Annotated in this window: 12 protein-coding genes; all 12 read right to left on the bottom strand. The window is 29.3% G+C overall.

The annotated features are described in order from the left end of the window. Nucleotides 1-5: 5 nt before the first annotated feature. A complete protein-coding gene (greA, locus tag EXC36_RS02755) occupies nucleotides 6-479 on the bottom strand; it encodes a transcription elongation factor GreA (RefSeq protein WP_041364168.1) in 474 nt (157 codons plus the stop codon). Nucleotides 480-564: 85 nt separating this feature from the next. Then, a complete protein-coding gene (locus EXC36_RS02760; RefSeq protein WP_129690359.1) occupies nucleotides 565-1,245 on the bottom strand; it encodes a BC85_0335 family putative methyltransferase in 681 nt (226 codons plus the stop codon). Between the two features lies 1 nt (nucleotide 1,246). Next, nucleotides 1,247-1,585: a hypothetical protein gene (locus tag EXC36_RS02765; protein WP_010925356.1), complete on the bottom strand. Its 339-nt coding sequence runs from the start codon at nucleotides 1,583-1,585 to the stop codon at nucleotides 1,247-1,249. Continuing rightward, the gene (gene ruvX, locus EXC36_RS02770; protein WP_010925357.1) at nucleotides 1,585-2,025 is read right to left on the bottom strand and encodes a Holliday junction resolvase RuvX; all 441 of its coding nucleotides are present in this window, start codon (nucleotides 2,023-2,025) and stop codon (nucleotides 1,585-1,587) included. Before ruvX ends, EXC36_RS02765 begins: the two co-directional genes overlap by 1 nt. Next, entirely contained in the window at nucleotides 2,018-4,639 is a 2,622-nt protein-coding gene (gene alaS, locus EXC36_RS02775) for an alanine--tRNA ligase (RefSeq protein ID WP_129690361.1), read from the bottom strand. Before alaS ends, ruvX begins: the two co-directional genes overlap by 8 nt. Before the next feature lie 36 nt (nucleotides 4,640-4,675). Next, nucleotides 4,676-5,791: a tRNA 2-thiouridine(34) synthase MnmA gene (gene mnmA, locus EXC36_RS02780; protein ID WP_010925359.1), complete on the bottom strand. Its 1,116-nt coding sequence runs from the start codon at nucleotides 5,789-5,791 to the stop codon at nucleotides 4,676-4,678. 62 nt (nucleotides 5,792-5,853) lie between these two features. Further along, on the bottom strand, nucleotides 5,854-9,540 hold the full coding sequence (locus EXC36_RS02785; RefSeq protein ID WP_129690363.1) for a lipoprotein 17-related variable surface protein: 3,687 nt from the start codon (nucleotides 9,538-9,540) through the stop codon (nucleotides 5,854-5,856). Nucleotides 9,541-9,786: 246 nt separating this feature from the next. Then, nucleotides 9,787-10,149 (bottom strand): 50S ribosomal protein L17, encoded by a 363-nt coding sequence (gene rplQ, locus EXC36_RS02790; RefSeq protein ID WP_010925361.1) that lies wholly within the window; start codon nucleotides 10,147-10,149, stop codon nucleotides 9,787-9,789. Then, complete coding sequence (locus EXC36_RS02795) at nucleotides 10,149-11,150, bottom strand: DNA-directed RNA polymerase subunit alpha (protein ID WP_010925362.1); 1,002 nt, start codon at nucleotides 11,148-11,150, stop codon at nucleotides 10,149-10,151. Before EXC36_RS02795 ends, rplQ begins: the two co-directional genes overlap by 1 nt. Nucleotides 11,151-11,154: 4 nt before the next feature. After that, nucleotides 11,155-11,565, bottom strand: coding sequence for a 30S ribosomal protein S11 (gene rpsK, locus EXC36_RS02800; RefSeq protein WP_010925363.1), 411 nt, complete (start codon nucleotides 11,563-11,565; stop codon nucleotides 11,155-11,157). A 3-nt stretch (nucleotides 11,566-11,568) separates the two neighbouring features. Next, nucleotides 11,569-11,967, bottom strand: coding sequence for a 30S ribosomal protein S13 (gene rpsM, locus EXC36_RS02805; RefSeq protein ID WP_010925364.1), 399 nt, complete (start codon nucleotides 11,965-11,967; stop codon nucleotides 11,569-11,571). 6 nt (nucleotides 11,968-11,973) lie between these two features. Continuing rightward, nucleotides 11,974-12,087, bottom strand: a complete 114-nt coding sequence (gene rpmJ, locus EXC36_RS02810) for a 50S ribosomal protein L36 (protein ID WP_010925365.1) — start codon at nucleotides 12,085-12,087, stop codon at nucleotides 11,974-11,976. Nucleotides 12,088-12,117: the final 30 nt, after the last annotated feature.

Consider the following 12,117-nt stretch of genomic DNA (forward strand, 5'->3'; position numbering starts at 1 on the left):
GCCTTTTATTTGTCATTAACTGACAAAATTTTTGTTGTGTATTTGTCAGGGGCGTCAATTTCAACAACATCACCTTTAGAAAAACCAATAATTGATTTTGCAAGAGGAGATTCATAAGAGATTTTGTTTTGAGTTGGATCAGTGTCAAAAGAACCAACAATTTTAAAAGTCCTTTCTTTTCCAGTTGATTGGTTTAAAATTCTTACAACTGAGCCAAGGCCTATTTTGTCAGAGTGACTTTCTTGAATTGAAATGGCATTTGAAAGAATGTTTTCAAGTTCTGTGATTCTATCTTCAATTTGACCTTGCTTTTCTCTAGCTGCATCATATTCAGCATTTTCTGAAAGATCACCTTGTTGACGAGCTTCTTTAATTTCTAAAATAACAGCTGGTCTTTCAACATTAATTAGATGTCATTTTTCTTCTTCATATTTTTTAATAGTCTCTTGAGTTAAATAAATTTTATTTTTTTCTTCCATATTCTTTTCCTTTCTAAGCACTTTTATACAGCTTTAACTTTTTAAAACTAAAAGTTAAAACATTTTGATTTTGTAAGATGTTATTTTAATTTAAATTTTTAACAATTAATAAAAATTCTGATTTAACTTTTGAAATTTCATATTTTTGTTTTAAAAAGTTTAAATCTTTTAATAATGTTTCTAAATCATTTTTTTTAGAGCCGTTGCAATGAATTAAAATCATAGCATTTTTTTTGACAAGTTTAAGACATTGATTGTATATTTGGTTGTAACTTGAGTCAAAATTTATGGCTAGGGCTAAGTCAAAGTCCTCTTTTGAATAGGAGCTTCGAAAAACATATTTTGGATCTTTAGCAGTTATTTTTTCAACTAAGTCTTTGTTATAGTCTTCATATAAAATCTCGGTTTCAAAGTCTATTAAGGATTTAATTGAAAAATAAATGTATTCATTTTCTTTTCCTAAAAGAGCTATTTTTTTATAGTTATTTCTATAAATTGTATTCAAAATAAAATCAAGATCAAGATCATCAAATTTTGAAGAGCTAATCTTTTTAAGCTCAAGATCAATTTCTCCTGCATTAGGACGCATTATTTTTTCAAGCTCTTTTTCTTTAAAATCTTCGTTTTTTTTAATTTTTTTAACCTTTAGTTTAATAAAAATATAACAAATAATAGCAATTGCACTTACTACAAAAATTGAAGCAAAAAGTACTATTTTAGAAGGAGTTCACTCCGAAGTAGAAAAATGAGATTTTAGACTAAGCACTTTAGTTTCTCTCTTCTTTTAAGAATTTTTGATAGCTTTTTTCATAAATAAAGTCATATTCAAAATACTCAAACATGGCTCTAACTAGCTCTTCGTTTTCTTTTTTTGAGCTCATAAACTCAAAAAAAGCAGGAAAAATCTCTGATTTTATCTCTTCATCATCAAGAAAGGTCAATTCTTGATCAGTGTCATAAAAAATTTCAATTTCGCCATCAATAAAAAGAAATTTGAAGTATTGATCTTCAATTTCAATTTGCATAACCACATAAGCCTCAGAGCCATCTTCAAAGATAATTTGACGTGATTCAATTTCATCAATTATTTTTTGGCTAAGTTGCATTATCTAACTCCTAAAAAGTTATTTAAATAATAATTCAAAAGCAAAGCAGCTGCCATTGAATCTTTTTTTTCTTTAATTTTGCTCTGAGATATATTAGTCTCTTTTAGCATTGCTTTTGCTTTAACAGTTGAAAGGCGCTCATCAACTAAAACAATTCTTTGACTAAAAGTTTTTCTTAAAAGTTTTTCAAATTCTTCAACCATAATTGAGCGCTCACTTCTAGTTCCTGTCATTCGAAGAGGATAACCTAGAATTATGGTGTCAAATTCATATTTTTTTTCATAGTGTTTAAGTTTATTAATAACTTTTTTGAAGTTATTTTCTTCAAAAAAGAAATTTTCAAGGGGAATAGCAAATGAATTACTTATAGGATCACTAATGGCAAAGCCACAACTTTTTGTTCCTAAATCAAGAGCTATTTTACGCATTACTTTAGCCATTTAACACCTTCAATATTTTATCTTTTGTAATTTTATCACTTGTAAAACCTTGAACTAAAATAGCATTTCCTCCACCTTTGAGCGAATATTCACTTTTTAGTAAATTAAAGATCTTATTTGAATCATATTTTTTAGAGGCAATTGTTAGAATAGTTGAGTTTTTTTCAACACTAGCTAGAATAATTAAAAGATCATCAAATTTTTCTCTTAATTGAGCTCCTTGAGCTTTAATTGTATTTTTATCAGCTTCTAAGTTAATATAAACTTTGTAGTTTGCTATATTTTCAAATTCAAGATTTTCAAAGTTGATTTCAACGTTTTCTTGAGATTTTAGAGCTTTTTTAAATTCTTGTTGAAGAGCTAAAATAGACTCTTCAACTTCAACTTGTCTTTGTTCTAAATCATCACTTTTAAATTGGTTTTTGTATTTAAAACTAGGATTAATTTTTTGAATTTTCTTGATAATGTTTTGTTGTTGTTCAATTAGATTATCTAAGTGCTCTTGATTAAAAGCTCTAACTAATTTTTCTGTTGTAATGGCACTTATTCTAAAAATTCCAGTTCCTTTATTTTCAACAGAGATGATTTTAAAGTTTTCAATTAACTTAGTATTGGGAATGTGAGTTCCACCACAAAGATCACTTGTAATGTTTTTGAAAGTAACAATTCTAACATTTGTTGGATCCATGTACTCAGTTTCTTCAATTGTGATGATTGCTCCCATTTCCTTGGCTTTGTCAATTGTTTCATTGCTATATTGTCTATCAATTGAAAGTTCAATGATTTTTCTGACTTGTTTTTCAATTTCTTTGATTTTCTCTTTTGAGGGTTTATTTTGACTAGGAAAGTCAAAAGTTAGACGTTTTTCATTGTTATTTGAACCAAGTTGGACAACAAAAGGACCTATTTGATCTCTTAAAACTTTAAAAAGTAAGTGAGTAGCTGAGTGGTTTCTTTCTAGATTTTTTCTATTTTTAGCATCCACTACACATTTAAGCTCTTTTGATGAGTCAATTTCACCTTTAACAAGGTGAACATGATTTCAGTTTTTGTCTTTGAAAACTTCTAGAATTTTGAATTTTTTTCCATCTTGTTCAACATAGCCTTGATCGTGTTTTTGACCACCGCTAGTTGCATAAAAAGGAGTTTTGTCTAAAATAAAATAACCTTGACCTTCGAGTTTGTTTAGCTTAGACTCTGAGTTAAAAAGATATAAAATCTTGCTAGTTGTTTCTAAAGTATCATATCCAACAAATTCATCAACTTTTTTGTCAATGTTGGCTAAAAAGTTGATGACCTTTTTCATTCCATCACCTTTTTTACTTTTTGATTTTAATTCATGCTCTTGTCTATATTTTTCAAATTCTTCAAGGCTAATTTCAACACCTTTTTCTTTGGCCATTTCTTTAGTTAATTCAACTGGATAGCCATAGGTGTCAAACATTTTAAAAACAATTGAAGCATCAATTTTTTTTGATTTTTCAAATTCTTTTTCAAGAATTTTTTTTCCTTGATCAATTGTTTTTGAAAATAAAAGCTCTTCATCTTTAATTACTTTAGCTACATGTTTTGTATCATAGTCAAAAATTAGTGAATCTTTGATAACTGGAACTAATTTATATAAAAAAGCCTCATCTTTAATTCCAAGTTGAATTCCAGTTCTATAAGCTCTTCTAATTAATCTTCTAATGATGTAGTCTCTTCCAACATTGGAAACACCAGCTCCATCACCTATGGCATTTGCAACGCTTCGCATGTGATCTGCAATAATTTTAAAGTAGGTATTAATTTCTCTTTGAACAGGCTCGTTTTGAAAGTAATTTTCAACAACATATTTTTTGTTGGTTAATTTTTCAATTGCTCTAATTATTGGTAAAAATAAATCAGTGTCATAGTTGGTAGGAGCGTTTTGTAAAATTGAAACAATTCTTTCAAAACCAGCTCCAGTATCAATGTTTTTTAGCTTTAATTCACTATAGTTGTTTTTACCGTCATTGTTAAAAGTTGAAAAAACAATATTTCATATTTCAATGTAGCGATCATTTTCAATGTCTTCTTTTAGAAGCTCAACTCCTCTAGGATCATATTTTGGACCTCTATCATAAAAAATTTCAGTATTTGGTCCACAAGGGCCCATACCAACGTCTCAAAAGTTAGTTTTTCTTGATCCTGCAATTAAATGGCTTGGATCAAAGCCTAAATCTAGTCAAATTTGTTTTGTTTCTAGATCTTCATGATAGTAAGTAAAATAGAGCTTTTCTTTTTCTAGTTTTAAAACATCAAGGACAAATTCTTTGGCAAAAGCAAGAGCTTCTTTTTTAAAATAATCTCCAATTGAAAAATTACCTAGCATTTCAAAAAAAGTATGATGGCGAGCTGTAATACCAACATTTTCGATGTCATTTGTTCTAATTGATTTTTGGGAATTAACAATTCTTGGTGAAGGTGGAGTTTTTTTTCCTGAAAAATAATCCTTTAAAGTAGCCACTCCCGAGTTAATCCACAAAAGGGAAGGATCATCAACTGGAATAAGTGATTTTGACTCGAGTTTGAGATGGTTTTTTGATTCAAAAAATGTAATTCATTTTTGCCTAATTTCTTTTGAGCTTAGCATGGTGGTTTCTCCTTAATTTAAAAAATCTTATTAAATTTACACAGAATAATTTAGTTCATTTTCATTTCAATATATATTTTTAATAACAGCTCCTCCAAGACATTTTTGTCCGTCATAAAGGGCTATTTGTTGTCCAGGGGTAACCGCTTCAAAGCCCTCTGGATAATAAACTTTGATTTGATCATTTTCAAGGAATTCAACTTTTACTCTAACGTCTTTTTGACGATAGCGAAATTTAGCACTTAAATTCTCAGGGTTAAAATCATGGTTATTTAAATTTAAATTTTGAGCAAAGAGTCAATTTGAAGTAAGTCATTTTTTTTCAGAAGCTGGTGCTACAAAAACTTGTTTTTTTTCTAAGTCATGGCCTACTACAAAATAAGGCTCTTTCATTCCTCCAAGGTTTAGACCTTTTCTTTGGCCTAGAGTATAGTACATCGCGCCTATGTGATTGCCAACAATTTTTTTAGTGGTTATATCCACTATAGTCCCTGGCTGAGTTGGAATGTAGTTTTGTAGAAAGTCAGTGAATTTTCTTTCTCCAATAAAACAAATTCCAGTTGAGTCTTTTTTATTGGCAGTATATAAATTAGCCTCTTGGGCAATACGTCTAACTTCAGATTTTTCCATATTTCCAAGGGGAAAAATCACTTTTTCAAGGACTTGGGATCTAACTTGAGTTAAAAAATAGCTTTGATCTTTTGACTGGTCAATACCTCGATAAAGATTTCCTTCTTTAGCAATGGCATAATGACCCATAGCAACATAGTCGGCGCCAAATTTTTCAATGGCATAGTTGAAAAATTTGTCAAATTTAATGTATTTATTACACAAAATATCAGGGTTGGGAGTAAAACCATTTTGATATTGCTCTATTAAATTTTCAAAAACACTATCTCAATATTCTTTTATAAAATCAACTCTATAAATAGGTATACCTATTTGTTTGGCTACTCTTGAGGCATCTTGAAAGTCTTGTTCTTGGGGACAAAGACTTTGATTTAAAGAGCTATTTCCCAAAATATCGCTATTAACTAATGAATCTCAATTACGCATAAAAAGACCAATAACTTCATGGCCTTGTTGTTTTAATAAATATGCAGCTACAGAAGAGTCAACTCCTCCTGAAAGTCCTATTACAATTTTTGACATAATATTATGATAATACCTTATTATAAAAAATTAATCATCCATTTTGAATGATTAACCTTATTTTAAGCAAAGTTTACAAGTCTAAAGCTAACTTGTCTTTCAATATTGGCAATTTTTAATTTTAAAACAATATCTCATTCTTGATTTGAAGATCCAACTTGATTAGCTGAGACTAATTCATAGCTAACACTAGTTATGCGATCAAATTTCATAAGTGCAAGTTTTTGTTCATTAGATAAAGCACCAAATTCTGATCCTTTAGGAACTTCTTTGGAAGGGTCTCATCAACTACCTTTATTAAGAGCATCAATTTTAGAAATTGCAGAGGTAATAATTTCATTATTTCTTTGCTCTTCAGTTTTAAATCCTGAAATAACTACAGGAACATATTTTAGAGCATTTGGATTTGATTTAAGGCTAACTTGCACATAAATTTGAACTCCAGGTTCATTTGAGCCTTCTACACTAAAGTTTCTGTTAATTTTTCTTTGATCATTTGAAAGTGGTGAAGTTTCAAAAATTCAAACAAAGTTGTATCTTTGGCTTACTTCTCTAGAGGCATTGATTTGAATGTCTGTAACATCAAAGGTTTGAGCAGTTTTTTCTCTTCCTTTTTGGTTTAGTTGAACTGAAGGAATTTGGAATTCATTTACTGCAAGTTGATCATTACTTAAAAGTCCAACAATTTGACCATCATTAAAGATGCTTGAAGTTAAGCCTTTATGAATAATTTGATAACTAAAGTTTACCTCACCTCTATTACTATTTCTAGTTATTGAACTCTCTATTATCTTAATTTCGTATTCACCACTTGATCCTTCAAGTTTTTCACTTCCAATTTGTAGTGATGTAATTCATTCTTTGATTTTTGTAAAATCAACATCTTCAGGTTTTCTTGTTTCTTTTTCGTTTAGACCTTTTGTAAAAGTCACTTTTGTGTTGTTAATTCTTTCTTGAGCTGTAGTTAGTAAGTTTCTAACTACAATGTTTTCAAATTTTCTTGAAGTTGTGTTTTGGTATTCAAAAGTATATGAAAATGTTAGAATTCCATCTGTATCATTGGCTTGGGTCTCTGTTATGTTTTCATATTCAAGATTTCAACTAATTAAGCTTGATGGGATTTCTTTTCCACCAATGTAGACTCTTTCAACTAATTCAACAAATTTAGCAGCTCCTTCTTTAGTTCTAAAAAATGAAGGTTTGTATCTATTATAAGAATTTCTAAAGTAAACTTGAGCGCTATTAACTTGATCTTGAATAATGGTTTTAAATCCAGGAACAATTACATTAACTAACTCTTCTCTAGTTACTCCATCAACTACATAAGTAACTTTTACTTGAAGATTAACAGAGCCATTTTGAGGGTTTCTACTTAGAATTTGAACAATTTGAGCACTTAGTCTATCTTTGTCATCTACTTTTTGTGGATCAGGAATTTTTATTGGAAGATCTCTAATTGCAAAGTCACTAACATTTGTATTGTTAGGTAAAATTGTGTTTTGAAGAGTGTTTGCTCTTTGGAAGAAAATATTTCTTGGCACTCTTAAAAATGTTCTAATAACATTGAAAACATTGGCTATGTCAAAGGCTTTAGATCTAAATCCTCTTAGTCTATGAGTAAATAAATATAAAGGAGTTTTTCCTGTTGAACTAGAAGAGTCATCTATTGTAAGACCAAGTTCAAGGGTTAAAATACCATGTTCAATATCACTTTGGTTAGGATCAATAACTCTTTGAAGACTTAGCTCAGGATTAAAATCTTTAAATTGTTCATCAAGGGTAGGTAAAACAACGTTTTCAGATTTAATTTGATTAACTAAATACTCTTCAAAACGTTGAGAAGCTCTATCACCGGTAAATGTAAATGAAAAGCGTCCTTGGTTAGTAATTCAGTCTTGAATTTTTCTAATTCTTTCACTATTTACATTTTCAGAGGTGTTAAATCCTTCAAGATTAACAATATAATTTAAGAAAACAAATTTAGATCTTGAGCTATCATTTTGGTCTAATTTTTTTCAATTTTCATGATCTTCTTTAGTTAAAAATACATTAACTCTAGCACTCATTGTTCCTTTGGCATCATCATAAGAATTTATTGATTCAATTTCAAAATTTAATCATGGATATCTTCTTATAAGTGCAAATCTATTAATTTCTTTAGGATTGGTAAAAAGTGAGACAATTTCACTTTTGTCAATTTCAGAAGCTGAACTAGCTCCTTCAGGTAAAAATGAAGAAGGTAGTTTAGAGCTTAGCTCATCTTTTCTTGAAGGTAAAACTTCAAATCTAGGTTTTGCATTGGTAATTTGACTTTCAAGCTCTTCTTGGGTTAAAAATCCATCAACATATCTAAAAAAGCTTTCAGTGTATTTTGAAGAACCCTCTCCTGCTTCAGCGATTATTTGAACTAGAACTTTTGAAGTTGTTTTTTCTTTATAAAATAGTTCAGAGTCATTTGCAATTTCAGCATTTTCTGCAGTTGATGTTATAACTTTTAAATCTTTAAGATTTTTTTCATTATCAACAAAGTCTTGTCAAATTTGCGAGTCTAAGTCATTGATATCTTTAAATTTATAAGAGTTAAATCCTAATGGCTCTGGCTTAGTGTTATTAAAAATTCGCTCATAAATTTGTTTTCCAACATAACCTATTCTATAGTTTATGTGTTTTCCAACAAATCTTTTTTTATCTAGCTCTGAAAGTGAAGAAATTGGATCTAAATCAAGATCTTCAATAGAATCAGAAGGAGGCTCACTTATGTTATTGCTTAAAACTTGAGAAGGTAAAATTGTAGATTTATTAACAGTATTTTTAACTAAAGGTTGGAAATTTGCTGCTTTAAGTCTATCTAAAGCTTGGCTAACTAATTGTTTATAAACTAAAAAGTCTTTGTTATTTATTGTTTGAAATTCAAAGCTAAATTTTTCATTAAAAGCAACATTTGAGCCTTCTTTAGAAGTTGCTAAAAAGTTTGCTTTAATGCTTCCTTTTTCATCGCTAACATCACTAAAGCCTTCAAATTTAAAATCTAAATTTGAACTAGCTAGAATTGGATTACTGTCATGGTTAATTATTTGAGGCTCATAAACTTTTATAGTTTTTTCTTGGCCATTTTGGTCACTTTGATTATAGCTTTGGTTTAGTATTTGAGAAGGTAAAACATATCTAGGGTTTTTTAATTTTGAATTTGGATCTTTTGATCTAATTTTAGCTAGATTATCAAAAGTTAAATAACCAGAGTTTTTTAAAGAGACAAATTTTTCTTGAATAAGAGCAAGAGCTTGTTTTTGAATTGATGAGTTTTCAATTTCTTGTCTTGTAGCAAAGCCATCTATTTCAATGTTATATTTTTTTACTTGATAGTCCTCAGTTGCATTATTAATTTCAACTTGAATAGTAACTATTAATTTTCTAAAATCCTCAGAGGGCTTAACTTCAGTAACTTTGTAGTTTAGCCTTGTGTCTTTTTCAAGATCATAAATGATCTCAATGTCTTCTTTTTTAACATCAAGGGTACTGATTTTTTTGTTGTCTTTTAAAAGCTGTTTTTCAGAAGTTAAAGCTACTTTAAATTCTTGGGCATCACTAACTAATTGCTCAGCTTCACTTCGAGAGAGTAAATTTTTAACTTCAGAGCCGCTTTTGCCAAGAGAAGTATAAACAAGAGCAACTGAAAAACCAGTTCCTGCAAATAATACACCAGCTGTTATTCCTAGACCAAGTAAAATTATTTTAAGCTTTTTATTCATAAATTTCTAACCTCGATTTACCTATTAATTTTTATATTGATTTGTCTATTTTGTCTATAGTTTAGTTTATCCCAAACAATTTCTTTAAGATTTTTTAAAATTTGAGCTCATTGATGCTTTGAATTATAAAGCAACATTGTTTAAGATAGTATAGTTTTAAATTATACCAAATTAAATCAGTTTAAAAGGAGCTTAACTAGCTAATTTAAGGGCTAATTTATAAGATAAATCACCCTGAAGGTGATTTTAAACTAGTTCAATAATAGCCATTTTAGTGTTGTCTCCTTGACGAGGAGGCAATTTGATAATTCTAGTGTAGCCACCATTTCGATTTTTGTACTTTGGAGCTAATGTATCAAAAAGATACTTTAGAGCATCTGTTCCATCTTTGGTTTTAATTTTTCTCATAGATGCAGCTGCTAGTCTTCTTGAGGCTAAGGTATTTTTCTTACCTTTAGTAATTAATTTATCAACAACTTTTCTTAGTTCTTTAGCTCTTGTTAGAGTTGTTGTGATTTTACCATTGACTATAATTTCAGTAGAAAGCGATCTTAAAACATTTTTTCTTCAAGTGCTATTTCTTCTATATAACTGTGTTGGATTAGCCATTATTTTTCCCCTCTATTTAAAGTGACATTATATTCTTTTAATTTTTGAATAATCTCTTCAACAGATTTTTTACCTAAGTTTTTAACAGCTACTAAATCATCTTCAGTTAGTGTTAAAATGTCTGCTAATTTTGTATAACCTTGTCTTTTTAGAGCGTTAATTGAACGAACTGAAAGATCAAGTGAGGTAATATCAACTGAGTGAATTGATGGTTCAACTTTTTCTTGTTTTTTTTGTTCAAAAACATCAACTGCATCCAAGTTTTTAACATCCCCTATTACTTGTAGATGAGCTATTAAAATTTGAGCAGCTTGAGAAAGAATGTTTTTGGTATCAATTGTGCCTTTGGTTTTAATTTCAATTTCAAGTTCTTCTTCAATGTTTAAAGATGAAGAGTTGATTTCTTGAACCTTTACTTTAACTTTTTCAACTGGAGAAAAATCTGAGTCAATTGCTAAGAATTTACCTCTTTTAATTGTTGAGTTTAATAAAGCAACTTTTTCTTCAATTAGTTTTTTGTTGTCTTCAAAACTAATATATCCTCTTCCAACATGGAAATAAACTTCCATAACAAAAGGTTTTTGACCATTATTAGTTGCAATTTCTAGGTCTTTGTTAACAATTTCAATTTCTGGATTTTCTGGAAATTTCAAATCAGAAGAAGTAATTTTTTCATTTTTAGTCTCAATTACTCCTCTATAGATTTTGTTGTCTTCAAAAATATTTTCATCATAGACTAGATGAATATTTTTTACATTTAACATAATCATTTGTACATCTTCAACAATATCAGAGATAGTGTCAAATTCTTGATCTACATCTTTGATTTTGATGGCAAAAGGTACAACTGAAGTAATAGATGATAACAAGGTTCTTCTTAGGGCAGTTCCAATTGTTGAGCCAAAACCTCTTTCTAGAGGTTCGATTTTAAATGTGGTTTCATAGTCATTAACTCTTTTAGTTTTGACTTCTTTATATTTAATTTGAACCATTTTTTTCATCTTATTACCTTGCTTTCTCTCGTTTTAAAACTCTTTTTGGAGGACGAGTACCATTGTGAGCTTGAGGAGTTACATCAACAATTTGACTCACTGATATCCCTGAAACTTCAATTTGTTTTCTAGCGGCATCTCTTCCTTGACCAATTCCTTTTACTCTAACGCTAACTTCTCTAATTCCATGTTCTTTAGCTTTTTCGCTAGCATTTTGAGCTGCAAGTCCAGCTGCATAGGCTGTTTTTTTCTTAGTTCCTTTGTAACCAATTGTTCCAGAAGAAGCTCATGAAATAACATTTCCTTTTTCATCTGAGAAAGTAACTATTGTATTGTTATGAGTTGAGTGAATATGGGCAACACCATTAGTAACGTTTTTACGTTTAACTTTTTTAGTTGTTTGGCTTGATCTTCTTTGTGCCATGTTCTATTTACCTTTCTTTCCAGCAACTGTTTTTCTTGGACCTTTTCTAGTTCTTGCATTTTTTTGAGTAACTTGACCTCTAACAGGAAGCCCTTTTCTATGTCTTATTCCTCTATAACATTTAATTTCCATTAAACGTTTGATATTTAAAGAAACTTCTCTTCTTAGATCCCCTTCAGTTAAGTAAGTTTTAGCTGAGTCTCTTATTGCTTGAAGTTGCTCTTCGCTTAGATCTTTAACTCTTGAGTCTTCTGTAAAAGTTTTTTCTTTTGCTTTTGCTAATTTTTCATTAGCTTTGACAATAATTTCCTTTGAAAGAGACTTTCCTATTCCAAGAATATAAGTTAGTGAAATAACCACACGCTTATTAGAAGGAATTTCAATATTTAAAATACGTGCCATATTTTATTACCCTTGCCTTTGTTTGTGTTTTGGTTGAATACAAATAATTCTTCGTATCCCTTTTCTTTTAATGTTTTTGCAATCTTTACACATTGCTTTTACTGATGCTCTAACTTTCATAGTTTTTTCCTTTGAAATTTTTGTTTGTTC

It is taken from the genome of Mycoplasmopsis pulmonis (assembly GCF_900660575.1).
GTDB classification, from domain to species: Bacteria; Bacillota_I; Bacilli_A; order Mycoplasmatales; family Metamycoplasmataceae; genus Mycoplasmopsis_B; species Mycoplasmopsis_B pulmonis.